25 protein-coding genes and 1 pseudogene are annotated in these 23,587 nt (G+C 66.5%); 7 read left to right on the top strand and 19 right to left on the bottom strand.

Annotated elements, in window-relative coordinates; all coding sequences use genetic code 11:
- Complete coding sequence (locus GFS60_RS01320; RefSeq protein WP_159918661.1) at positions 1 to 648, top strand: nucleoside/nucleotide kinase family protein; 648 nt, start codon at positions 1 to 3, stop codon at positions 646 to 648.
- A 9-nt stretch (positions 649 to 657) separates the two neighbouring features.
- On the opposite strand, the gene GFS60_RS01315 is transcribed toward GFS60_RS01320, so the two are convergent.
- Together GFS60_RS01315 and GFS60_RS01310 are read right to left on the bottom strand one after the other, a co-directional pair.
- On the bottom strand, positions 658 to 1,044 hold the full coding sequence (locus GFS60_RS01315) for a nuclear transport factor 2 family protein (RefSeq protein WP_159918660.1): 387 nt from the start codon (positions 1,042 to 1,044) through the stop codon (positions 658 to 660).
- Complete coding sequence (locus tag GFS60_RS01310) at positions 1,044 to 1,988, bottom strand: tyrosine-protein phosphatase (protein ID WP_159918659.1); 945 nt, start codon at positions 1,986 to 1,988, stop codon at positions 1,044 to 1,046. Before GFS60_RS01310 ends, GFS60_RS01315 begins: the two co-directional genes overlap by 1 nt.
- A 225-nt stretch (positions 1,989 to 2,213) precedes the next feature.
- On the opposite strand from GFS60_RS01310, the gene GFS60_RS01305 reads away from it, so the two are divergent.
- Entirely contained in the window at positions 2,214 to 2,990 is a 777-nt protein-coding gene (locus GFS60_RS01305; protein WP_159918658.1) for an SDR family oxidoreductase, read from the top strand.
- A gap of 43 nt (positions 2,991 to 3,033) precedes the next feature.
- Positions 3,034 to 3,825, top strand: coding sequence for an SDR family NAD(P)-dependent oxidoreductase (locus GFS60_RS01300; RefSeq protein ID WP_159918657.1), 792 nt, complete (start codon positions 3,034 to 3,036; stop codon positions 3,823 to 3,825).
- A gap of 92 nt (positions 3,826 to 3,917) precedes the next feature.
- On the opposite strand, the gene GFS60_RS01295 is transcribed toward GFS60_RS01300, so the two are convergent.
- The 5 genes and pseudogenes from GFS60_RS01295 to GFS60_RS01275 form a co-directional block, all read right to left on the bottom strand.
- The gene (locus GFS60_RS01295; RefSeq protein WP_159918656.1) at positions 3,918 to 4,748 is read right to left on the bottom strand and encodes a mycofactocin-coupled SDR family oxidoreductase; all 831 of its coding nucleotides are present in this window, start codon (positions 4,746 to 4,748) and stop codon (positions 3,918 to 3,920) included.
- Positions 4,748 to 5,556: pseudogene (locus GFS60_RS01290) on the bottom strand (mycofactocin-coupled SDR family oxidoreductase). Before GFS60_RS01290 ends, GFS60_RS01295 begins: the two are co-directional and overlap by 1 nt.
- Before the next feature lie 14 nt (positions 5,557 to 5,570).
- Entirely contained in the window at positions 5,571 to 5,825 is a 255-nt protein-coding gene (locus tag GFS60_RS01285; RefSeq protein WP_159918655.1) for a hypothetical protein, read from the bottom strand.
- Positions 5,826 to 7,493 (bottom strand): FAD-binding protein, encoded by a 1,668-nt coding sequence (locus tag GFS60_RS01280; RefSeq protein ID WP_159918654.1) that lies wholly within the window; start codon positions 7,491 to 7,493, stop codon positions 5,826 to 5,828.
- A 93-nt stretch (positions 7,494 to 7,586) separates the two neighbouring features.
- A complete protein-coding gene (locus tag GFS60_RS01275; protein WP_159918653.1) occupies positions 7,587 to 8,099 on the bottom strand; it encodes a flavin reductase family protein in 513 nt (170 codons plus the stop codon).
- 133 nt (positions 8,100 to 8,232) lie between these two features.
- Here GFS60_RS01275 and GFS60_RS01270 point away from each other — a divergent pair, with 133 nt between their 5' ends.
- Entirely contained in the window at positions 8,233 to 8,961 is a 729-nt protein-coding gene (locus GFS60_RS01270; protein WP_159918652.1) for a PadR family transcriptional regulator, read from the top strand.
- Positions 8,962 to 8,967: 6 nt separating this feature from the next.
- On the opposite strand, the gene GFS60_RS01265 is transcribed toward GFS60_RS01270, so the two are convergent.
- From GFS60_RS01265 to GFS60_RS01250, 4 genes are read right to left on the bottom strand one after another with little or no spacing between them, the layout of a single operon-like run.
- Positions 8,968 to 9,696 carry a tyrosine-protein phosphatase gene (locus tag GFS60_RS01265; RefSeq protein ID WP_159918651.1) on the bottom strand — a complete coding sequence of 243 codons (729 nt, stop codon included), beginning with the start codon at positions 9,694 to 9,696 and terminating at the stop codon, positions 8,968 to 8,970.
- Complete coding sequence (gene phnE / locus GFS60_RS01260; RefSeq protein ID WP_159918650.1) at positions 9,693 to 10,514, bottom strand: phosphonate ABC transporter, permease protein PhnE; 822 nt, start codon at positions 10,512 to 10,514, stop codon at positions 9,693 to 9,695. Before phnE ends, GFS60_RS01265 begins: the two co-directional genes overlap by 4 nt.
- Position 10,515: 1 nt before the next feature.
- The gene (locus GFS60_RS01255; protein ID WP_159918649.1) at positions 10,516 to 11,301 is read right to left on the bottom strand and encodes a phosphonate ABC transporter ATP-binding protein; all 786 of its coding nucleotides are present in this window, start codon (positions 11,299 to 11,301) and stop codon (positions 10,516 to 10,518) included.
- Positions 11,298 to 12,185, bottom strand: a complete 888-nt coding sequence (locus tag GFS60_RS01250) for a phosphate/phosphite/phosphonate ABC transporter substrate-binding protein (protein WP_159918648.1) — start codon at positions 12,183 to 12,185, stop codon at positions 11,298 to 11,300. The genes GFS60_RS01255 and GFS60_RS01250 overlap by 4 nt, the downstream gene beginning before the upstream one ends.
- 160 nt (positions 12,186 to 12,345) lie before the next feature.
- Here GFS60_RS01250 and GFS60_RS01245 point away from each other — a divergent pair, with 160 nt between their 5' ends.
- Positions 12,346 to 13,101, top strand: coding sequence for a GntR family transcriptional regulator (locus tag GFS60_RS01245; RefSeq protein ID WP_159918647.1), 756 nt, complete (start codon positions 12,346 to 12,348; stop codon positions 13,099 to 13,101).
- Between the two features lie 25 nt (positions 13,102 to 13,126).
- Here GFS60_RS01245 and GFS60_RS01240 read toward each other — a convergent pair whose 3' ends face one another.
- The 4 genes from GFS60_RS01240 to GFS60_RS01225 form a co-directional block, all read right to left on the bottom strand.
- On the bottom strand, positions 13,127 to 13,912 hold the full coding sequence (locus tag GFS60_RS01240; RefSeq protein ID WP_159918646.1) for an IclR family transcriptional regulator: 786 nt from the start codon (positions 13,910 to 13,912) through the stop codon (positions 13,127 to 13,129).
- Positions 13,913 to 14,075: 163 nt separating this feature from the next.
- On the bottom strand, positions 14,076 to 14,981 hold the full coding sequence (gene bphC, locus GFS60_RS01235; RefSeq protein WP_159918645.1) for a biphenyl-2,3-diol 1,2-dioxygenase: 906 nt from the start codon (positions 14,979 to 14,981) through the stop codon (positions 14,076 to 14,078).
- A gap of 35 nt (positions 14,982 to 15,016) precedes the next feature.
- A complete protein-coding gene (locus GFS60_RS01230; RefSeq protein ID WP_159918644.1) occupies positions 15,017 to 16,198 on the bottom strand; it encodes an acyl-CoA dehydrogenase family protein in 1,182 nt (393 codons plus the stop codon).
- 28 nt (positions 16,199 to 16,226) lie between these two features.
- The gene (locus tag GFS60_RS01225) at positions 16,227 to 17,387 is read right to left on the bottom strand and encodes a Rieske 2Fe-2S domain-containing protein (RefSeq protein ID WP_159926771.1); all 1,161 of its coding nucleotides are present in this window, start codon (positions 17,385 to 17,387) and stop codon (positions 16,227 to 16,229) included.
- A 217-nt stretch (positions 17,388 to 17,604) separates the two neighbouring features.
- On the opposite strand from GFS60_RS01225, the gene GFS60_RS01220 reads away from it, so the two are divergent.
- Complete coding sequence (locus GFS60_RS01220; RefSeq protein WP_159918643.1) at positions 17,605 to 18,090, top strand: hypothetical protein; 486 nt, start codon at positions 17,605 to 17,607, stop codon at positions 18,088 to 18,090.
- A 73-nt stretch (positions 18,091 to 18,163) separates the two neighbouring features.
- Here GFS60_RS01220 and GFS60_RS01215 read toward each other — a convergent pair whose 3' ends face one another.
- The 3 genes from GFS60_RS01215 to GFS60_RS01205 all read right to left on the bottom strand — a co-directional run bounded on the left by GFS60_RS01215 (position 18,164) and on the right by GFS60_RS01205 (position 21,870).
- Entirely contained in the window at positions 18,164 to 19,825 is a 1,662-nt protein-coding gene (locus GFS60_RS01215; protein WP_159918642.1) for a flavin-containing monooxygenase, read from the bottom strand.
- 132 nt (positions 19,826 to 19,957) lie between these two features.
- Complete coding sequence (locus tag GFS60_RS01210) at positions 19,958 to 21,010, bottom strand: ferredoxin--NADP reductase (RefSeq protein ID WP_159918641.1); 1,053 nt, start codon at positions 21,008 to 21,010, stop codon at positions 19,958 to 19,960.
- Between the two features lie 98 nt (positions 21,011 to 21,108).
- On the bottom strand, positions 21,109 to 21,870 hold the full coding sequence (locus tag GFS60_RS01205) for an SDR family NAD(P)-dependent oxidoreductase (RefSeq protein ID WP_159918640.1): 762 nt from the start codon (positions 21,868 to 21,870) through the stop codon (positions 21,109 to 21,111).
- Between the two features lie 116 nt (positions 21,871 to 21,986).
- Between GFS60_RS01205 and GFS60_RS01200 the strand changes: the two genes are divergently transcribed.
- A complete protein-coding gene (locus GFS60_RS01200) occupies positions 21,987 to 22,769 on the top strand; it encodes an SDR family oxidoreductase (RefSeq protein WP_159918639.1) in 783 nt (260 codons plus the stop codon).
- A gap of 5 nt (positions 22,770 to 22,774) precedes the next feature.
- Here the strand turns inward: GFS60_RS01200 and GFS60_RS01195 are convergent, their stop codons facing one another.
- Positions 22,775 to 23,587 carry a MaoC/PaaZ C-terminal domain-containing protein gene (locus GFS60_RS01195; protein WP_159918638.1) on the bottom strand — a complete coding sequence of 271 codons (813 nt, stop codon included), beginning with the start codon at positions 23,585 to 23,587 and terminating at the stop codon, positions 22,775 to 22,777.

Below are 23,587 nucleotides of genomic sequence, written 5' to 3'. Positions count from 1 at the left end.
ATGGACAACCACGCGGTCACGGGTTCCGCCGACCCCCAGGAGCTGGCCCAGCGTGTGCTCGGACTCCGGGTGCCGGGGCAGCGCCTGATCGTCGGGGTGACGGGACCACCCGGCACCGGGAAATCGACGTTGGTCACCGAGGTTGTGGCGGCCCTGCCGAGGCGGGTTCGGACGGTGGTGGTCCCGATGGACGGTTTCCACCTCAGCAACACGGTGCTGCGCGCGCTGGGGTCGGTGGATCGCAAAGGTGCCGTCGACACCTTCGACGATGCCGGGTTCGCCGTTCTGCTGGAGCGGCTGCGCAGCCGCGACGAGGACGTCGTCTATGCGCCCGACTTCGACCACGCCTTCGGCGATCCGGTGGCTGCCTCGATCGCAGTGCCGCGCGCCGTCGATGTGGTGTTCACCGAAGGTAACTATCTGCTCGCCGCTTCAGGTGCCTGGCCGCGCGCGCGTTCGGTGATGGACGAGGTCTGGTATCTCGAGACCCCACGCGAGCTCAGGTTGGCGCGTCTGATCGATCGGCACCGCGCGGCAGGTAAATCGGGTCCCGCGGCCCACGCCTGGGCTCACGGCACCGACGAGATCAACGCGTCGATGGTGGCCGAAACGCGCGGGTGCGCGGACCTGATCATCTACAACAGGTGACGGACATGCTCAGAGCTCGGTCATGTCCGACGGCGACCAGTACGCCCGCATGCTGGTGATGGCTCCGCGGTCGTCGAAGGTCATGACGTCGATGGGTTCGATGGCATAAGCCTTACCGTCGATTTCTGTGATGACCCGGAAATGGAAAGCCGCATTGTTGCCGCTCACCCGGACCGTCAGCAGTTCAGTCTTGCAGTCGACGCCGTCGAGAGCGCTGTAGAAGGCTTCGATCGCTTCGCGCCCCACCCGGACCTCGCCGCCCACTGGGTCTTCGAGGGTGGCGTCCTCCGCATACAGTGCGGCGATGGTGCGGGACGGGCCCGAGGACACGGCGTCGAGGTAGTTGGTGACGGCGGTCCGGATAACGTCGGCGGTGAGCAGTTCCTGATGTGTCATCAGTTGTTTCCGTTTCTCGGTTGCGGCGCCGGTGCGGTGATCAGTTTGTGCCGCAACGTTTCGATGGTTCCTCGGCTCAGTCCCAGTCCCTCGGTGAGGTAGCGGTCGACTGTGCCGTACTTCTCGGCGAGCCGGCCGAGCCCCGCCTCGAGATAGCTGCGGTCGACCCCCAGCAGAGGCTTATAGATCTGCGCGACGGCCTCGCCTCGAGAAGCCACGATGTGGTCGTACGTCACCTTCATCGACGCGGCCGTGTACTCGTTGGTCAGCAGGTAGTCGTCGAAGATGGTGCCCTCGGGCACTCCCGCAATGGACAGCAACAGCGCTGACGCCCAACCGGTGCGGTCCTTGCCTGCCGTGCAGTGGAACAGCTGGGGCCCTGCCGTGCGGGCCATTTCGGTCAGCAGCTGGGCGAATCCCGCCCGGGTGGCCGCGTCGTCGACGAAGCTGCGGTTCATATTCTGCATGAACGCCACCGCATCGGCGGGTGACTTCAATTGCGCCACTGCGGCGCCCAGATCGCCCGAAAGAATGGGGATGCCGAGGTAGCGCGGTCCGGCAGGGAGCCTGTCCGGCTTCGCAGCGACCTCTTCGACCGTGCGGACGTCGTAGACGGCGGTCAGGCCGAGGCCGGTGAGCACGGCGAGATCCTGGTCGTTGGGCACGAGCGCGTTCGAGCGGTAGAACACACCCCTCATGACGTGGTCGCCCTCCGCGGTGGCGTACCCCTGTCCGGTTCCGCCGACGTCCCGGAAGTTGTCGACCGACGCCAGACGCGGTGTTTCGACGACGGGACGTGCATTACCCAGGGAACCGAAATCTGGGAGACTGATTCCCGGTGGTGAGAGCGGCTGCGCTGACACGGCCGCGGGACCACCGAGGCCGGTGAACAGGACGCCACCGGTGATCAGCACAGCGGCGGTGGATTTTGCACTTCGAGACATGAACAGCCTTTCGTCGGAATGTCGCGAGATCCACTTCCGTCCGGCTTGCGCGGAACGTCAGCGGGTAATCCACATCACAGTGCCCCGGCGTTTCCCGTGGCTACGAGTTATTCCGATGACCGGGAGAACCCGTTCCCCGGGCGGAGACGCCCGCAGCAGACTCGGGCCATCGGCACCGGCGTGCCGACGAACGAAATTTGTCACGAGACGAGGATGTGAGCTGAGATGACCGAGATCCCACAGCAGGTAGCGGGGAAGGTCGTGATCGTCTCCGGAGCGTCGCGCGGGCTCGGTGCCGCGTTCGCCACCCGGATCATCGACGAGGGCGGGAGCGTGGTGGTAGCGGACGTCCTCGATGACGAGGGACGCGCCACCGTCGACAAGCTGGGCGCACGCGCCCGATACGCCCATCTCGATGTCACCGACCGTCAGCAGTGGCAGGACGCGGTCGACCTGACGGTCAGCGAGTTCGGCCGGGTCGACGGCCTCGTCAACAACGCAGGCATTTCGGCCGGGCAGTACATCGAACACGAGACGGCCGAGAACTTCCGCCGTGTCCTCGACATCAACCTCACCGGTGTCTTCAACGGCATCCAGGCCGTGATTGCACCGATGCGGGCGGCCGGGGGCGGATCCATCGTCAACATCTCCTCCGCAGCGGGCCTCATGGGCTTGGCCCTCACGGCCGGATACGGCGCCTCCAAGTGGGGCGTCCGTGGACTGACCAAGATCGCGGCGGTCGAACTGGGCACCGACAAGATCCGAGTCAACTCGGTTCACCCCGGTATGACGTACACACCGATGACCGCCGACCTCGGAATACAGCAGGGCGACGGCAACTATCCCAATACCCCGATGGCGCGAGTGGGCGTACCCGAGGAGATCGCCGGCGCCGTCAGCTTCCTCCTGTCCGACTCTGCCGCCTACGTCACCGGCGCGGAACTGGCGGTCGACGGCGGCTGGACCGCGGGACCGACAGTGAAATACGTGATGGGTCAATAACTTCTACCATCAGCACCATCCGATCACACCGAGGAGTATCGACATGAATCGTTTCGCAGAGCGCCGGGTGCTGGTGACGGGCGCCGCCTCCGGCATCGGGCAGGCCACAGTCCTCCGCCTGCTCGAGGAAGGCGGCACCGTCGTGGCCGCCGACGTCTCCGACGACGGCCTGAAGCGCACCTGGGCGCTGGCCGAGGCGAAGGGCACCGCCGGGCGTCTCGACACCACGACCATCGATATCGGCGACGAGACGTCGGTGATCGACGGCGTGCGTGAGAGCATCGACAAGCTCGGCGGGCTGGACGTACTCGTGAACGCGGCAGGAATTCTCCGTGCCTCGCACACCCACGACACCTCCCTCGACCTGTGGAACCAGGTAATCGGCATCAACCTCACCGGCACGTTCCTCGTGGTCCGCGAATGCCTGCCCGCGCTGCTGCGGTGCGAGCGCAGTGTGGTCGTGAACTTCAGCTCCACCTCCGCTGCGTTCGCCCATCCCTACATGGCCGCGTATGCGGCGAGCAAGGGCGGAATCCAGTCGTTCACCCATGCGTTGTCGCTCGAATACGGCAAGCAGGGCCTGCGCGCGGTCAGCGTCGCACCCGGCAGCATCAAAACCGGAATCACCGACGCCACAGCAGGTTATGTGCCCGCAGATGCCGATTGGGCTCTGTTTTCCAAGCTCTCCCCCATCCTGCCCACCACCCTCGAATCCGGCGGCGCCGCGATGGGCGGACCAGAACAGGTCGCCGGGGTCGTCGCCATGCTCGCCTCCGACGACGGTGCCTTCATCACCGGCACGGAGATCCGCATCGACGGCGGTACGCACGCCTGAGCGCCGACCTTACGGAACGGCGGTTCGGCGCGGGCAGCTCAGTTATCGACTGACGCTGCCCGCGTCGCTATCGACTGACGCTGCCCGCGTCGCTATCGACTGACGCTGCCCGCGTCGACCGGCAGGGCCACGGACGTGATGTACCGCGCCTCGTCCGAGGCCAGGAACAGAGCGGCGTTGGCGACGTCGACGGGTTCGATCCACGGGATCGGCAGCATGTTCATCGTCGCGGCGGCCGCAGCGAACTCCTCACGAGTGGGATGCTCGAGGTCGGGCCGGAACACCCTCCGCACCATGTCGTTCTGAATCATGTCCGTGTCCACGTTGGTGGGGTGCACGCTGTTGACCCGAACCCGGTGCGGCGCGAGCTCCTTGGCCAGCGAGCGCATCAATCCCACGACACCGTGCTTTGCGGCGGTGTAGTGCGCGACTCCGACCAGGCCCCGCAGGCCCGCAATGGAACTCGTGAGAATCATCGCACCACCGCCGCGCTCGATCAGATGCGGCGCCGCAGCCTTGCAGGTCTGCCAGACGCCGGTCAGGTTGACGTCCAGCATGGTCTGCCAGGTTTCGGTGGTGAGGTCCAGCGCGGCGCCCGAGGACGTGATACCCGCTGTGGCGCAGACGAAGTCCAGCCCGCCCAGCTCGGCGGTGGCCGCCGCGACGGTCTCGGTGAGAGCCGCTCCGTCGCGCACGTCCACCCGCGCGGTCACGATTCTGCGGCCGGTGTCCCGCACCAGCTTTGCGGTGACCTCGAGGTCCTCGGGACTCGCCGGGGGTGTCACCACCGTGTCCACCGGTCTGCACAGGTCGACGGCGATGACGTCGGCGCCCTCCTGGGCGAACCGCAGTGCCTGCGCCCGCCCGATTCCCCGGGCGGCCCCGGTCACCAGAACGACGGTGCCTTCTACACGACCTGTCATCACGACACTTTCTGGGTGAGTCCGGCATCGACCACGAGTTGGGTGCCGGTGATGTATCGGGATTCGTCCGACGCGAGAACAGCAGCGCATTGCTGACGTCGCGTGAGTCCAGCCACGGCACCGGAAGCAGGTGGTTGCGGGTCAGCACCGGAATCACGTCGTCCTCGGTGGGATTGTCGAGGTCGGGCCGAAGCCGGGACATCGTCGCCGGGTTCAATGTCATGCGGGTGCCGACCGCACCGGGGTGCAGCACGTTCACGCGGATGAAGCGGGGGCCGAGTTCGTTGGCGAGGGTCCGCGCCAGCCCGACCACCGCGGTCTTGGACGCCGAGTAGTGTGCGGCGCCGGCGACGGCCTTGATACCGGCCGTGGAACTGACCACGACGACGGAACCGCCGCCCTCGGGCATCGCCGGGACCGCGGCCTTGACGGTGTTCCACACTCCGGTGAGGTTGACGTCGAGGGACCGATTCCAGACGTCGTCCGCGATGGTCCACGCTGGTCCCGGATTGTCGGCGATGCCGGCGTTCGCGACCACGACGTCGATGGCACCCAGCTCGGCGACACCGGCGTCGACCGCCTCCTGCAGGGCCGCCGGGTCGCGCACGTCGGCGTGTGCGACCACCACGCGTCGTCCGAGTTCGCCGACAAGTCGGGCAGTCTCCGCCAGACTCGCGGCCGGCTCGTCTCCGGGAAGGTCGACGGCGATGATGTCGGCGCCTTCCTCGGCGAGCCGGACCGCATGACTGCGTCCCATGCCGTTGCCGGCTCCGGTGATGAAGGCGGTCTTTCCTGCCATCCGCGCCATTCGTCCGCTTCCTCCTAGTCCAGGCGTCCGGGCGTCGGATAGCTGCGCAGCGACAGCCCTACCCGTCCGTCGTCCACGGCGTCGTCGATCGAGCCGCGCAGGGCCCCGCAAGTGAGGATGAACATCGAGTGCTCCCCTGCCGCAGCGAGTTGCGCGAACTCCGGGCAGGACCGTTCGGCGTCACCGAGCCATTGCACACTGGTGTGCGCTTCGCTGTACTTTTCGACGAGTACCGAATTTCCGCAGCGACGGCATTCGACGGGCAGCATTCAGCTCACCGCCCCGGCGGCGTGGCGCGCCCCGATCCACCCGAACACCATTGCGGGCCCGATCGTCGCACCCGCGCCGGCATAGTCGTTGCCCATCACCGATGCCGACGTGTTGCCGGTGGCATAGAGTCCCGGAATCGGGTTGCCGCCCCGGTTCAGTACCTGGCTGTGCTCGTTGCACACCAGACCGCCCTTGGTGCCGAGGTCACCCGCCTCCATTCGCACCGCGAAGTACGGAGCCTTCTCCACCTCGTCCAGCGTCGGATTGGGCAGACGCGGGTCTCCGTAGTAGCGGTCGTACGCGCTGTCGCCGCGCCCGAAGTCGGAATCGACTCCCGCGCGGGCGAACCCGTTGAACCTGTCGATCTCGGCCGCGAAGGCGCCGGCCGGAACACCCATCTTCTCCGCGAGCGCAGCGACGGAATCGGCCCGCAGCATCAGCCCCGTCTCGAACCACTCGACCGGGAACTTCTGGCCGGGCATCACACCGCCGAACTGGTAGCGGCTCTTGGCCTTCGAGTCGAAGACGAACCAGACCGGGTCGTGCCTTCCGGCGATCTGGTCGTGGACGAACGACACGTACGGCGACGCCTCGTTGGTGAAGCGTCGACCGTTCTGATCGACGATGAGTGACGGGGGAATCGAGCGCTCCGACACCAGGACGTGCATGATGCCGTCGGGACGCCGGAACGACGGCATCCACCAGGCGTCGTCCATCAAGTCGAGTGCGGCGCCCACCTGTTCCCCGGCCATGATCCCGTCACCGGTGTTGTCGGGTGAGCCTGCGCTGTAGTTGTCCTTGCCGCCTTCACGCAGGTATTTCTTCCGCAATTGCTCGTTCTGCTCGAAGCCTCCGGTCGCCAGCAGCACGCCGCGGCGGGCCCGGATTTTCAGCTCACGCTTCCCGGCGTCGACCACCGCACCGGTGACGGCGCCGGAGGCGTCCGTGACGAGGCTTTTCAGCGGGGAGTTGAGCCAGAGCGGAACGCCCGCCTCCTTCAGCGCGAGCCGCAAACGGCCCACGAGCGCCTGCCCCAGTGTTTCCATTCGCCTGCGCCGCACCATGGCGACGACCGAGCGCCAACCGACACCGAGCGCGGTTCTGCGTCCGGCCCACGTCCGGAAGAACATGTTGAGGTGACGGAACTCCGTCGACGTCATGTACAGGCCACCGGGCATCGCCAACGCGTTGGGACGTTGCAACTCGCGATCGGAACCAAGCAGGTTCATATCGAACGGCAGAGGCTCCACGGTACGACCCTCGGCGCGCCCACCCACGTTCTCGGGGTGGTAGTCGGAATAGTCCTTGCACCAGGAGAACCGGAGATGAGAACTCGCCTGTTCCAGGAACCGCATCATCGCCGGGCCCTGTTCGATGTAGGCCTCGAGGCGTTCGGGCGGGACGCTCTCGCCGACGATCGAGTCCAGGTACCGCCGGACCTCGCCTGGATCATCGGTCATACCCTCGCGGAGTAGAACCGGTGAGTTGGGAATCCACAGGGCTCCGCCCGAGAGGGCCGTCGAACCGCCGTACACCGAGGCCTTTTCGACGACGAGGGTGTCGAGTCCCCGTCCGGCACCGGCGAGCGCGGCAGTCATGCCACCCGCGCCGCTGCCGATCACCAGAAGATCGACTTCCCGGTCCCATTCCTGCTCGTCTACGCTCATCGTGCACACCTTCCGAAGTGGTCTCGATCACACTCTGCCGGTGTCGATTCCGCTTTCCCACAACTCTTCCCGCGGAGCGGGAGACGCATCCGTCTATCCGGCGAAGAGTCCGAGTCCGCCGCGGTAGACCAGCAGCGGCGGTGCATCACGCAACGCGCGCAGGCCGGTGACACGTGCGACGACGATCGTGTGATCGCCCGCATCGTGTTCGACTTCGACGGTGGCCTCCACCTGGGCGAGAGCGCCGTCCAGCGCGGGTGCACCGTTGTCGGCATACGACCATCCGACGTCGGCGAACTTGTCTCCCCCGCTGGTCGCGAAGGTTCGGCACACGTCGCGCTGGTCGTGGGCGAGCACATTGATGCAGACGCGTTCACTCGCTCGCAGGTGAGGCCAGCTCGTCGACGTCCGGGCCGGGCAGAACGACACGTACGGCGGTTCGAGCGACAACGAGACGAACGACTGGCACGTGAAACCGTGCGGGCTCGTGCCGTCGTGGGCAGTGACGACGGTGACGCCGGTGCAGAAGTGCCCGAGCACGGACTTGAAATCGGACGGCGCCAAGCCGCGGACGACCGGTGGTGCCGGTTCCTCGGTTCGTGTCATCGTGCCTCCTACCAGTACGAGTCGACAGAGTTCGACGGGTTGCCTCCAGCCTGGACGGCGCCGCCCTCCGCCGGAACGGTCCGTCCCACCCAGCGGCAGGCTTTCGTAGGTCGGTGGTTGATAGGCTCCGGACATGCCTTCGTCCGACCCCCCACAGAGCTCCGGTTTCGCCGGCCTTCGGTCGACGAGTTGGCCGGTGCTCGGCATCTTGTCGTTCGGCGAGGAGCTGTCCGGATACGACCTCAAGAAGTGGGCGTCGTACAGCGTGCGCTTCTTCTACTGGAGCCCGTCGTTCAGTCAGGTGTATTCGGAACTCAAGAAGCTCGAGGAGCTGGGATACGTCACGTCGCGGACCGTCGTCGACGACGAGTCGCGCGTGAAACCCAAGCGGCTGTACAAGATCACGGACACCGGTATGGCCGTTATCCGCAGCTGGGCGCGTGAGGCCCCCATCGATCCGCCGGTGCTCAAGCACGGTGTGATGCTCCGGATGTGGCTCGGCCATCTCACCGAACCCGATCATCTCAAAGAAGCTCTTCGCGAACACATCTCGTACGTGGAGGGCATGAGCCGACAGGCCGGCCTCGACGCCCGCGACTCCGAAGTCGAACCGACGTGGGCCTTCGCGCACATGGTCAACAAGTGGTCGGAGCGCTATTACGCAGCCGAGGGCGAACTCGCGAAACAGATGCTCGCCGACATCGACGAGGCCACCCGGAAGATCCGGGGCGAGGATGCCCCGGAGCACCCCGGTGTTCCCAAACCCACTGAAACACATGCCATCCGCAGATCCCGCGCCGCCCTGCAGGAGTACCAGGCTGCCATGAAGGCGGCGCGGGACGCAGACGAGGCGGAGGGCTGACCCAACTCAGCGTCGAGTGTTGTCGTCTTCGGTGAAACGAGCAGTCCAGCGTTCGAGGGCATCCTCGGTGGCTCCCCGTTGCAGGAGCCAGGTCCGTACTCCACCGGGTTCCGCGTCCCATGTGTCGAGAACACCCTGGATCGCCTCGGGAGGGGCGCCGACCAGGTCCCGCTTGGTGGGATGAACCCGGCCGAGTTCCGGCGCGAATCGGGTGATCCTGGCGAGCACCGCGTCCATGTGGTCGTTGGTCGCCGTGTAGTCGTCGACCACCTCCGCTGCGCCGACACCCGCAACACGCAGAAGCATTGCGACGGCGATGCCGGTCCGGTCCTTCCCAGCGGCACAGTGGAGGAGAATCGGGCCGGGTGCGGTGGCCGCCACGTCGAGTATCTCCGCCAGTTGTGTGCCGGCTCGGTCGAGCACCCTCAGGTAGATATCGGCGAGACGGAAATTCGGGTCCGGCCGGGCGACCTCCCCGTCCGACATCAGCGCGATTCGGTGGACAAGGGTGTCGGCCGAGTCGAACGGATGCGCGCGTGTCGCCTGTTCCCGGGGACTGCGCAGATCGACGACGGTTCGCGCGGGCCACTCCGCCACGCCGGTCGGCGTTGCATCACCGTCAACCGGAAGTGCGCTGCGGTAGAGCACCCCGCTGCGGGTCTGCAGTCCGTCGGGGAGCGGTAAGCCACCGAGGTCACGCAAATTCGGTAGGACGGCGGTCTCGGTGACGGTCATGTGAGCTTCTTCCGTAGGTGGGAGGCGACGCGATCGAGGGTAACCACCACCACGAGAACGACGAGAGCGATGGTGAGGACACTGCCGTATTCGAAGAGGCGAAGCTGCTGCGTCAGTTCCATTCCGATACCGCCCGCACCGACGATACCGAGAAGGGAGGCAGCGCGAACGTTCCCGTCGAGCATGAGCAGTGTGTAGCTCGCGACGGTCGGTGTGCTCTGCGGCAGGAGGACCCAGCTGATGCGCTGCGCCCGGCTCGCCCCGGACGCCGCGGCAGCTTCCCACGCCCGCATGTCGGTCGTTTCGAAGATGTCGGCGAACAGACGTGCCATCCCGGCGGCGGAACCGATGATGATCGCCAGCGTTCCCGCGAGTGGGCCGAGTCCGACGGCCGAGACGAACAGCAACGCCCACATCAGCTCGGGAATGGCGCGCGTGAGGTTGATCGAGCTGCGGGCGGCGTGGTGAAGCCAGGCCTGGTCGAACACCGAGCGTGCCGCGAGCAGCGCCCACGGTATGGCGAAGAGCACGCCGACCGCGGTTCCGATGACGGCGATCGCCAGGGTCTCCCCCATGAGGGCAATCGCGGTGGGGAGGATGGCGAGGTCGGGCGGGAACATCCGTCCGACGAAATCGGCGATGTTGGGGATGCCGTCGAGCAGAGCGGCCACCGAGAATTCGGTGGCACCTGCCGCCCAGAGAAGGACGGTCAACACGATGACCACCCCGGCCGCGGTCTGCCAGGACGGTCTCCGCAGAGCCGCCAGGTCGGCCGTGCTCTCGACTGCCTCCGGCTTCGGTTCGGTATCGAGTGTCATGTCACTGCACCCCCACGGGAGAACGAGCCGGATCGGCGTAGAGGAGATCGAGGTCGGACGAGGACACGTCACCCACCGGTCGGTCGAACACGAGGCGGCCCGCACGAAGCCCGATCAGGCGGTCGGCGACATGCCTGGCCAGGTCGACGTCGTGCAGGTTCAGGACCGCGGTGAGCCGTTCGACGCGCGCGAGACGGACGATGTCGTCGACCACCCCGCGTGCGAGCACGGGATCGAGGTTCGCGACCGGTTCGTCCGCCAACAGCATGTCCGGCTGCTGGGCGAGGGCTCGCGCTATCGCGACCCGCTGTCGCTGTCCACCCGACAGTGCATCGGCGCGTTTACGCAACTGCTCACCGAGGCCGAGTCGCCGCACGCTCCCGACGGCGATCTCCCGGTCGCTCCGCCGAACGAAGTGCAGGAGGCTGGGCAACACCGGCTGGTACGCGAGGCGCCCGATCAATGCGTTGGACAGCACTGTCGCGCGCTCGACGAGCTGAAATTCCTGGAACACCACACCGACTCGGGCATGTGCGCGACGCCTGGCCCGACCGCGCAGCGCGCTGCGGTCCTCGCCGTCGTGCAGAACGCGGCCGTCCGTCGGAATCTCCAGCCCCGCCAGGCAACGCATCAGCGTCGACTTCCCGGCGCCGCTGCGGCCGAGGACCGCCACGATCTCACCGGCGTGAACCCGCAGCGACACAGACTGGAGGGCGGTCGTACCGTCCGGATAGCGGTAGCTCACGGCGTCCGCCTCGAGTCGCGGAGACATAACGACGTCGCTCATTTCCGCGACAACTCCTCGAGATTCACGCCGAGCTCGCTGGCGGCGTCGCGGAAGAGGTCGAAATCGGCGGCGGTCGCTTTTTCGAAGCTGGTGGCCTTCACCACGCCGAGCGCCGCCGCATTGTCGCCGTCGACGAAGGAGTCGACGATGCCCTGTTCGAGGGCCGGATCGAGGTCCTTGCGCGCGATGATGACCAGCGACACCGGGATCGGGTCGGATTCGGCGACCACCCGTTGCGTCGAACCATCGATGACGCCCTTGTCCACCATCGTCTGATACGACGATCGAGCATCGGCGGCGCAGTCGACCGAGCCCTGCTTCACCGCGAGTTGGGCGGTGTCGTGGCCACCCGCATAACTGCCCTCGATGTCGGTGTCCGGGTTGATGCCGGCCCGCTTCAGCAGGAGCTTCGGGATGTAGTTGCCGCTGGTCGATCCGGCGTCGACGAACGCGATCTTCCGTCCACGAAGATCGTCGATCGAGTCGATGCCGGTGTCCGTACGACACACGAACACCGAGCTGTACGCGGCGCCCTTGGCGACCACGAGAGGCGTGACACCGGCAACTGCCTCGGCGAGCGGTGTCGGGAACGGGCTGAATGCGGCCACATCGATCAGTCCCGAACGCATCGCCTCCACGATCGACAGGTAGTCACTGGTGGGCTTGACCTCCACGGGCTTACCCGAACCGGTGGCGATCAAGTCGGTGATCGGCGCGAACTTCGCCTGCAGGTCGGCGTTGGCCTCGGAGGGCGGTAGGCCCACCTTCAGGACCGCGGGTGCACCGCCATTCGCGGCCGAATCGCCGCACGCGGCGGCGCCACAGACGGTCAGAGCGCAGGTCGCTGCCGCCAGGGCTCGGCGCAGTCTCGGGTTGTTGCTCACGGAAGGCCTCTCGAATCTGTCAATGGGGTGATCGAAGATTCATCTAGACAAGTAGACGTTCGCACCCATCGAGGTTTCGAGCAGATGAACCGTTTCCCAACAGATAAATCGAGCCTCGCACCGATCTCCTCGACAGACCGGACTCATCTAGACTTCCGGCATGCCGAGCACTCTTCGTCGCAGCAAGGTCCCCCTCTACCGGCAGGTGCAGGAGGTGCTGGAGCGCCGGCTCGACGGCGGATCGCTTCGCCCGGGCGACAAGTTGCCACCTGAAACTGAACTTGCGGCCGAGCTCGGCGTCAACAGGCTGACGGTGCGCCAGGCCATCGGTGAACTCACCCGGGCAGGCCGCGTCGTCGCACGGCAGGGCGCCGGAACGTTCGTCGCGCAGCCGCCGCAACATTTTCCGATCGAGCTGACGCCCAGTTACATCAACGATCCGGACGGCATGAGCCACGCCTTCGCCGCGGTCGGGCGCCACGTCACCGAGTTCCTCGTCTCGAGTGAGGTGGTCCTCGGCGGCACCGCCCCCGAAGCCGAGGAGAATCTGCCCGGGTGCCGGCTCCGCCGCATCGACACTGTCCTCGCGGTGGACGGCGACCCCTGGTTCGTCAACACTTACTGGTTGGACGACAAGCGCTTTCGCGGTATCACTCGCCTCCTCGGCGAGGGAACACCGATCTACTCGGTGTGGAATGACGCGTACGGAGTACGCCTTCGGGCCGCGTGGCGTTCGTTCGGAGCCGGCGCGGCCACGCCGCGGGTCGCGGAGCTGCTCGACATCCCCACCGGCGCCGCCGTCGTCCTACGCGACGGGCTGAATCTCGACGAGGACGGCAAGGCCACCGTCTACATCAACCGCTCGTGCCGCAGCGACCGTGTGCGGTTCGTGGCCAACTACGTCGCGGAAACATGAATCTGCTGCCCGACAAAGGCCGAGTTCAGGCGGAATGCCGGCCTGCGCCCGGTGTCGCGGTCGCCATGTAGTTGCGCCAGGTTCCCTTGGCCGCCATGCGGATCGGAGCGGTCAGCCGGTGGTCGAGCTTGATCTGGCTGCTGGGTCCGCAGACGGAAATTGCCGCCACCACGTTGCCCTCGGTGCCCACGGGCACGGCAACGCAGCTGACCCCCACAAGGTCCTCTTCCCGGTCGTACGCCGCTCCGCGTTCACGCGTCTTCTGCAGCTCCGCGCGAAAGGCCGCCGGTGAGTCGATGCTGAACCGCGTGCTGCGCGGCAGACCGGCGTCGACGACGCGATCGACCACGTTCTCGGGCGAATGGGCCAGCAGCACTTTGCCCACGCTCGTACAGTGCGCGGGCTGGCGGCCGCCCACCCGCGACGGAAGGCCGACCCCGAAGCGTCCGGCGATCTTCTCGAGATAGACGACGTCGATGCCCTCGAGGATGGCGAAATGGACGGCATGGCCGGTGAGGCGGTGCAGTTCGTGCAGGAAAGGGAGCGCGGCACGGTGCAGTCGGTCCTGGTGCACGGCGAGCGATCCGAGCTCGAACAGTCGCATACCGAGTTCGTAGTCGCGACCTTCACGTCTCAGCCACCTGAGCTGCACCAGCCGCTCGAGCATCCTGTGCGCGGAGGAACGCGGAAGTCCCGTGCGGCGCACGATCTGGGCGAGGGTGAGCCGTCCCGGACCGTCGAAGGCGTCGAGGAGGAGAGCGGCCCGATCGAGGCCGGCGGTGGGGGTTGCGGGGCTGAGTGTCGTAGTCATGGGGACCTCCGTTGCGCCGCTGTGCTGGAGAACGACGCGTTGTGTGACTGGCGACACTTACTATAAATAGGCATATACCTATTTGCAATACGCCAGCCTGTCCGGACAGGCAAAAGGCCCGGTACCACGTCGATCGACGCAGGTACCGGGCCTCGAGCAGCCGCTACATCGCGGCCAGCGGTTCGCTTCCGGACCAGTCATGGCCCCAGTAGCTGTCGGCGGTGATCTCTTCGGCCGAGTAGTACTTCTCGTCCACCTTCTTGCCCTCGGTGCCGAACTCGATGTCCCAGCCGCCGGGGGCACGCACGTAGAACGACACCATCTTGTCGTTGGTGTGCCGGCCCAGCGTGGAGGAGACGGAGAACCCGTCCTTCACGACCCGGTCGAGGGCTTGTCCGACGGCGTCGAGTGTGTCGACCTCCACCATGATGTGCACCAGTCCCGGGGCGCCGCCATGCGGTGCGGGGCACAGCGCCAGGCTGTGGTGCCGCTCGTTGACACCCATGAAGCGAACCCGCATCGGGCCGAACTCGGGCGGCGCCGGGATCCGGAAGGCGCCGCGGGGCAGGAACCCGAGCACGTCGGTGTAGAAGTCGAAGGCCCCATTGATGTCCATCACCGGCAGCACCACATGTCCGAGTCCCTGCGCGCCGGTCACGAACTTCGCGCCGAACGGGGTGACCACCGGAGAGTGATCGAGGACGGCACCGTGGAAGATCTCGATCGTCGCCCCGGTCGGGTCCTGGAAGGTGACCACCTCTTCGACGCGGCGGGCGTCCGCTTCTTCCACCGACAGCGGCTTCACCGCGATCCCGGCGCCTTCGACCGCTTCCTGCACGCGCAGCAGGCCAGCATGATCTCGGACCTCCCACCCGATGGTGACCACCTCGTCGGTGTCCCCCGGCACGACGACGATGCGGGCGGCACGCTCGTCCATGCGGAGATAGAGGGCATCCGTGTCCGGGCCCTTGCCCTCGGCGAACCCGAGGACGTCGAACGCGAACGTGCGCCACCGTTCGAGGTCATTGGTCTGGATCTTGACGTAACCCAGTCCCTTGATATCGGTCATAGTGTCTGTCCTTCTTCGTGTTTCGGTAACGCCGGTCAGATCATCGACTTGAGGTTGTCGGCGGGGTCGAGGCCGAGCGAGCTGAGCGCCGATGCGTGGTACACGGTGCTGGGGACATGAATGGCGTGAGCCAGTCCGGCGTGCGCGTCCCGCCAATACCGCTGCAGCGGCTTGTCCATGCGCAGAGCGTTACCGCCGGACCGCGCGAAGATCTGGTCGACGGCGGTGACCGCCCGCCATGCGGCGCGGACCTGCGTTCGGCGACCGGCAGCTCGGTCCTCGAAGCTGACCTCCTTACCGGATTCGACCAGGTCCCAGATCTTGTCGACGTTCGCGAGGAGCTCCTGCCGCGCCGCATTGATGTCGGCCGCGGCCTCGCCGACGGCGAACAGCACGTAGGGGTCGTCCTTGATCGCGGTGCCCTGGGCCCCGACACGGTCGCGCTGGTAGTCGAGGTGCGCGGCGAGGGCGCCCTCCGCGATTCCCACGACGGCCGAGGAGATACCGAGCGGGAACATCGTCGACCACGGCATGTTGTACAGCGTCTCGGTGCGGCCGAACTTCTGCACCGCCGTGCCGTTCATGACCTCGTCGGCGTCCATGACCCGGTAATCGGGGACGAAGGCGTTCCGGACGATGATGTCCTTGGAACCGGTGCCCTTCAGCCCGACGACATTCCACGAATCCTCGACGATCTCGTAGTCACTGCGCGGAAGAATCATGTGCAGCATCTTCGGCGGCAACGCCATCGCGCCGTCCTTGTCGCCCAGCATGGCGCCCAGGAAAATCCAGTCGCAATGATCGGTGCCGGACGAGAACTGCCAGCGCCCGTTGAAGAGGTAGCCACCGTCGACCGGCGTCGCGATGCCGGTGGGCGCGTACGGCGAGGCCATCCACGTGTCGGTGTCCCGGCCCCACACCTCCTCCTGCACCTTCGGGTCGGCGAACGCCAGTTGCCACGGGTGGACGCCGACGATGCCGCACACCCACCCGGTGGCGGGGTCGAGGGCGGCGGCGGCCATCACTGTTTCCGCGAATGCGCGTGGATGGGCCTCGAATCCGCCGTAATTCGCCGGTTGCAGAAGCTTGATCGGCCCGGCCTCGCGGAGCTTCTTCGCGGTGTCGTCGGGCAGCCGGCCGATACGCTCGGCCTCGGGAGCCTGGTCGCGGAGCTCATCCGCGATGGCCATGATGTTGTCGAGAACCTCGTAGGTCATCGTTCGTGTCCTTTGTCTCTGAGCCCGCTCAGGCGTGGGTGTCGAGCGGTACGACGCCGTTGGCGAGGTTGTCGGCAACCTCCGCCTCCCAGCTCTGCACCGCCCTGGTGGTGTCGATCTCGAACTCGAAGCGCTTGGTCATGTCTTCGGTGATGTCCTCGACATCCACGTAGAACTGCTGGTACCAGCGGCGCAGCTGATACACCGGCCCGTCTTCCTCCGACAGCAGCGGGTTGTCGATACGCGACTTGTTGAGCCAGATGTCCACGTCCTGCTTGAACCCGAGTTCGACGCCCTCGGCGAATTGGGCCGCCATGCCGTTGGCCATCTCGTCCGACAGGCCCTCGGGCTTCTTGACCATGGCGCCCCATTGCAGCACGAACGAGTTGGACGTCACCGGATAGTGGCAGTTGATGAGCACCGTCTCGATCATCATCCCGTTCGCCTCGCTCCACAGCTTGTCGATCATGTAGGACGGGCCGAAGTACGACGCGTCCGAGCGAAGCGTGGAGTTGGGGTCGTCGTAGCTGGTGCCCACCGAGATGTCGTGGCGTGGCGTCGACTGCATGTACTGGGTGGCGACGTGCCCCTCGAACACATTCTTGAAGTAGCGCGGGAACGAGAAGTGGACGTAGTAGAAGTGCGCCATGTCGACCACGTTGTCGACGATCTCGCGACAGTGCGAACCCTCCACCAGCAGGGAGTTCCAGGTCCAGTCCGTCCATTCCGAGGACCCGACGCCGTCGATCTCGGGGATCGTCACGTCGGCCGGCGGCGGGTTGCCCTGCGGGTCATTCCAGACGTAGAGCTGTCCGTTGCGCTCGAGCGTGGTCCAGGCCCGGGTGCGTGCGAGAGGGGGCACGCGTCGCGCGTAGGGAATCCCCGTGCACTTGCCGTTGCCGCCCCAGCGCCAGTCGTGGAACGGGCAGGCGATGGAGTCACCCTTGACGGTGCCCTGCGCGAGGTTGCCGCCCATGTGCCGGCAATACGCGTCCAGCACACTGAGGGTGCCATCGGAGGTCTCGAACACCACCAGGGACGTGCCGAACGCATCGACCTGATGCGGAGCGCCGTCCCGGAACGTCTTGGCCAAACCCAGGCAATGCCACCCGCGAGCGAATCGCGTGGGGGCAGAACCTACCTCGATCATCCGAACTTCGTCACCGTCTACGGCACCATTGCGCACCATGTCTACCTCCGCCTCGCTGTACGTCAAGAACACCCTCGGGGTGTGGTGCAGCTCATAGTCGGCTCGTCGCGTCCAGTGCGGTACCCAGCTCTCCCACTGAGCGAGAATCTTTCGCAAACAACCCGGTTCCCCTCCCGTTGACAGGGAACGCGGCCGTCGCGCGGGCCCAGCACGATTAGCGTGCACTTCACGCACACCCTCGACATCGGGAGGACCGATGGCCGCCGCCACCACGACTCACACCCGCACAGCCTGGATTCGGCACCTCTGCGACGGCTCCCGCACGCCCGGCACAGCTCTTCCGACGAGGGCCGTCGAGCAGGACTACGTCTTTCTGCACCCGGATCAGATGTGCGAGGACCTGCGCGTGCAGTCCCGGACGGACGGCACCGAGGTGCTGGTGCAGGGCCGGGATTCCGACGAGAGGCTCGTCGTCGAATTCTGGTCCAACGTCGTCGGTTCAGGACCCGCCGACGCCGCAGCCGACCTACTCGAGCAACACTGTGCCGACCGGCATTTCGGAACCTTGCGCCGGTTCCGTACCCGTATTCGACGCGAGATCACCACCGGCGCCCGGTATTCCGCTGCCGTGCAGCAGACCTACGTCCAGGACGGCGCCCGAATGGTGGACGTCACCGTCACGTGCACGCTCGGCGGTGACGTGCTCGCTCAGGCCTGGGCCACCTACGCGCTCCCCGAATAACTTTCGCGCATCTTCCGACGAAATGGTCAGCCGCGCAGACAATTGCCTGCGCGGCTGACCATTGTCTCGGCAACTACCCCACCCGGTCGGCCAACCGAGTGCGAGACCGGCAGAAGTCGAAACCCCGAAATCCGTCGTCCGCGACTTCGGCCAAAATCTTGCCGTACGCACCGAAGCCGCCGATATACGGCATGAAGACGCGAGGCTTCCCCGGAATGTTCGCGCCCATGTACCACGAATTTGCCAGGGGGAAGAGAGTGGCGGACGCCAGCTCCCGGCAATGCTGCACCCAACGGTCCGTAGCCGGGACGGTCGCCTCGATCGCGTCGTGGTCGTTCTCCCACAGGTGCTCGATGCACGCCGCGATCCAGTCGATGTGCTGTTCGGCACCCAGCACCATGTTGGCCAGCACCGACGGGCTACCCGGCCCGGTCACGACGAACATGTTGGGGAACCCCGGAACACCGACCCCGAGATACGTCTTGGGCCCTTCGCTCCAGTACTCGGCGAGGGACACACCCGCCCGTCCCACAATCCGCATTCGATCGAGGGCGCCGGTCATGGCGTCGAAGCCGGTGGCGAACACCAGCGTGTCGAGGGTGTACTCGGTGCCGGTGGTGGAAATGCCCGACGGGGTGATGGACTCGATCGGTGTCTCTTTCAGATCCACCAGCGTCACATTCGGGCGGTTGTAGGTTTCGAAGTAGTGGGTGTCGGTGACGATGCGCTTGGTACCGATGGGGTGATCGTTCGGGATCAGCTTCTCGGCAATCGCCGGGTCGTCGACCAGCCGGCGAATCTTCTGCTCGGCGAATTCGCGTGCGGTGGCGTTGGCGGCATCCGTCTTGGTTTGATCGGGAAAGGTTTTCGCGAACAGGACCCCACCCAACTTCCAGCGTTCCTCGTAGGCGGCGCGGCGTTCCTCCTCGGACACCTCCAGCGCAGACTTCGGATGCGCGTTGTACGGCGAGCCGCCGCCACTCTCGCGGGAGAGCCTGCGACGTTCGGCGTAACCGGCCTTGATCGCGCGCCGCATCTCGTCGTCCCACGACATATTGCCCGCGGGAACGCTGTAGTTCGCGCTGCGCTGGAACACGTAGAGGTGGTCCGCCTGCTCGGCGATGAGCGGGATCGATTGGATCCCCGACGACCCGGTGCCGATCACCCCGACCCTCTTACCGGTGAACTCGACCCCCTCGTGCGGCCAGTGACCGGTGTGATGGGTGTCGCCCGAGAATGATTCGCGCCCGGGAATGTTCGGCATATTGGCGGTGGACAAGGCGCCCGTCGCGAAGATGCAGTACCGGGCCGTCAGGATGTCGCCGCGGTCGGTGCGCACCTCCCATCGCAACGATTCCTCGTCCAGCTCGGCCGACGTCACCCGGGTCTCGAACAGGAAGTGGTCCCTGAGGTCGAAACGGTCGGCGACGTGGTTGATGTACGCCAGGATTTCGGGTTGCGTGGCGTACTTTTCGCTCCAGTTCCACTCCTGCTCGAGCTCCGGGGAAAACGAGTACGAGTAGTCGACGCTCTCGACGTCGCAGCGGGCTCCGGGATAGCGATTCCAGTACCAGGTCCCGCCCACACCCGCGGCCGTTTCGATACCCCGGACGGTCAGGCCGAGGCTCCGCAGTTTGTACACGGCGTACAGTCCGGCGAATCCGGCGCCGACGACCACCGCATCCACGGTGTCGATCCGGTTCACACGAGCAGCATCTTCGGTGCGTGCACTCACGGGCGCGCTCCTCTCCCAGTCGATGGACATAGCCGGCAAAACGCCTGACTGGGACGGTAGGTGGAGACGGGCAGGCCGCCCCAGACCCGTTCCCGGTGAGCGGTCCCCACTCCTGACCGACGCTGGGTGTACTCAGAATTCGATTCGGAGGTGTTCGCTGACGGGTCGTGCCTGGCAGGCGAGAATGTAGCCGTTCGCGATGTCTTCGGGATCGAGTATCGCGGCGCTGTCCATCGAGACCTCTCCCTCGATCACCGTGCACGCGCACGAACCACATTCGCCCTCACGGCACGAATACGGGACTTCGAGCCCCTTGGACAGCATGACGTCGACCAGGGTGGCTGCGCGTGGCCAGCTGAGGTTATGGGTGTCGCCGTCGAGCTGCACCTCGACCGTGGCCGTCGACCCCTCGTCACCGACCGGAATTTGCTCGACCTCAGGCGCGAACGGATCACCCGACAGCGAGGTGAACACCTCCGCGTGCACCTTGTTCCGCGGCATGCCGACGAGCGCGAGCGCCTCGTGAATTGCGCCCATGAACGGTCGTGGACCGCACACATAGGCTCGGCGGTCGTGCCACCGATCCGACAGACTCGCCAACTGCCGCGCAGTGGGCAGGCCCTGCACACTCTCGAGCCAGTGCACGACGGTGAGCCGATCGTCGTGGCGGGATGCAAGCTCGCGCAGCTCCGCCGCGAAGATGATCGACATCTCGTCCCGGTTCGCGTAGAAGAGCATGACCTTGCCGCTGCCCTGGCTCAACGCGGACTTCAGGATCGACATCACCGGGGTGATCCCACTGCCCGCGGCGAACAGAAGCACGTCCTCGTCGAGATCGACCGGTGTGAACGCTCCTGCCGGCGGGAGAACCTCGATTCGGTCACCGACGTCGACGTGATCGCACAGCCAGTGCGAACCGTAGCCGTCCGCGGTGCGCTTGACCGTGACCTTCGGGAGGTCGTCGGTGAACGGCGAGCTGGCCAGCGAGTAGCACCTCGCCACCGAGCCGGATCGATCGCTCGGAATACGCAGCGTCAGAAACTGGCCGGGTTTGTAGGCGAATTCCTCTCGCCGTTCGGGCGGAACGTCGAATACCAATGATCGCGCCTCGGACGTCTCCTCCACCACAGCGGCGACGGTCACCACTACTGATCGTGAATTGCGCGGTGTTGTAACGGTCGTCATCGCGACGGTGCCCTCTCGGTATGGGAGTTCGATCCTGCCGAAACTAGTGGAGACCGGCGGCTACGGCCGTGGGCTTTCCCGGTGGGCGGGATCAGCCGTCAACCCCACCGGGACTGGCCACCGTCCAGCGGGATCGTCGCCCCGGTGAGGTAGCCGGCGTCCTCACCGACCAGGAAGACGACGGCGCGTCCGATGTCGGTTTCGGCGTCACCGACCCGACCGAGAGGAATACCCGCCACGAACTCGGCCGCCTCCTCCGGATAGTCGTTCATCCAGCGTTCGAGGGCAGGGGTCTTCGCGTGCGGCGCGACGGAGAGCACCCGGATGCCGTCGGTGCCCCATTCGCAGGCAGCCGACCGGGTCAGTGAGCGCATTCCCTCCTTGATCGAACCGTAGGCGCCGTAATTGCTCGCGTCCCAGCGCACCGCCGCCGAGGTCACCAGATTGACGATCACGCCGCCACCGCGGACCTTCATGTGCGGATGGCACGTCTGCATCATGCGGAGCGTCGCGAGCGGTCCCGTCGCGAACGACCGCTCGTACTCCTCGTCCACGACGGACAGGATCGGGCCCGGCTTGCAGTCGTTGGCGTTGTTCACCAGGATGTCCACTCCACCGAAAGCGTCGACGGTGCGTTCGACGGCGGCCACGATGTCGTCCCGTCTGCTGACGTCGCAGACGACGGGCACGCTGCGTGCCCCCAGCGCCGTGAGGCGCTCGCAGGTGCCGACCAGTTTCGATTCAGTTCGGCCCGCGACCGCGATCGCCGCTCCTTCCCTGGCCAGGGCGAGGGCGATCCCCTGTCCGATTCCCTGCCCCGCGCCGGTAATCAACGCGACCTTGCCGTCCAGCTTGCCCATACCCACTCCTCTTCCCCTACTATCGGTTCCGATACCTCCGGTCGTCGGTCGACGACCGGTCCCACTTCCGCTGAGCGTCAGTGTTTCTCGCGCTCTCCCCATCTCAGAGGACTACCGTGACTCTCCCCAACCCCCTCGATTTCCGGAACCGCGCCGTGGTCGTCACCGGCGGCACCAAGGGCATCGGATTCGTCATCGCCCAGTCGTTCCTCGAGGCGGGCGCCGACGTCCTCGTCTGCGCGCGCACTCGCCCGGATGCGCTTCCGGCACACGGCGACCGCACCGCGTCCTTCCGCGCGACGGACGTGCGCGACGCCGACGACGCCGCCGCGCTGATCGACGACGCCGTCACCCGGTTCGGCCGCCTGGACGTGCTCGTCAACAACGCCGGCGGCTCCCCCGACGCCGACGCGGCCACCGTCTCGCCGCGCTTCGTCGAGAAGATCATCGCCTTGAACCTGTTGGCGCCCTTCACTGTCGCCCAGTCGGCCAACGCCGTGATGCAGCAGCAGCCCGAAGGCGGTGTCATCATCAACATCGGAAGCGTCTCCGCTCACGACCCCCAGCCCGGCACGGCCGCGTACAGCGCCGCGAAAGCCGGTCTGCTCGTCCTGACCAAGGCGCTCGCGCTCGAATGGGCCCCGAAAGTGCGGATCAACCACATCACCACCGGGCTCATCCGCACGGACAGCGCCGCGACGGTCTACGGCGACGACGGTGGAGCCGCCGTCACCCGTACTCTGCCCATGGGCCGGATGGCGGTGCCGTCGGACATCGCGGGCGCCTGCCTGTTCCTGGCGAGTCCGCTGGCGTCGTACGTCAGCGGTGCCGATCTCGCCGTGCACGGTGGTGGCGAGTACCCGGCCCGCTTCCTCGCCACCCACCCCGACCGCTCGTGACGCTGCTAGCCGAACGCCGCGCGGGCCCCGGCGATCACCGGGTGCCCGCTGTGGACGAGCTCGAACGACGCGGCAGCCGCGTCACCCCACGCCCGCAGAACCGGTGAGTCGCCCGGAAACACCGGGGCGGCGAACCGGCCCTCCACTTCCACCAGGTCCGCGGGGTGTACGCCCAATTGCCGCGCCAATTCGAGGGTGCTCGCCGCCAGTGTGCACAACCCATGCATGATCGGCCGGGGCTGGCCGATCCGGGCGGCCGCCGCCGGGTCGAGGTGAATGTGGTGCCGGTCCCCGGTCAGCCGGTACAGCGCCGCCTGATTTTCTGCAGTGTCCACCACCGCCTCCACGGTCGGCGCGCCCTCTGGCCGAGCAGGTTTCGACGGCCCACGCTCCCCGCCGAATCCACCCGCCCCCGGCGCGAACAGCGACCAGGTGGCGACGAAGAAGTCGGACTCGACGCGCACCTCGAATACCGCCGCCGACCCCTTGTCCCACACCTCACCCACCGATGCAGACAGCGCGATGTCACCGCGGCGTGGGAGCGGCGCGCGCACCGTCAGGTTCTGCGAGCCGTGCAGCGCGGTCTTCGTGTCGAAGGCACCACGTGATCCCAACTCGTCCGGTGCCCACTGCGCGAGAGTCAACGCGAAGGTGGGCAGCACCCGCAGCCGGTCCTCGAAGACGAGGTCCAGTTCGGTGGCGCGGGCGCCCACCGCCAGCGCATACAGAATCGCGTCCCGCTCGTCGTAGGCCACGGTACGAGTGCCGAGGTCCTCGCCTCGCCACGCCGCCGCAGACCTGTTTTGTGTGCTCGTCAT

The organism is Rhodococcus sp. WAY2, assembly GCF_009859915.1.
Classification (GTDB): Bacteria; Actinomycetota; Actinomycetes; order Mycobacteriales; family Mycobacteriaceae; genus Rhodococcus_F; species Rhodococcus_F oxybenzonivorans.
Note: the sequence above shows the minus strand (reverse complement) of the source record. Positions and strands in the feature narration are given on the sequence as shown.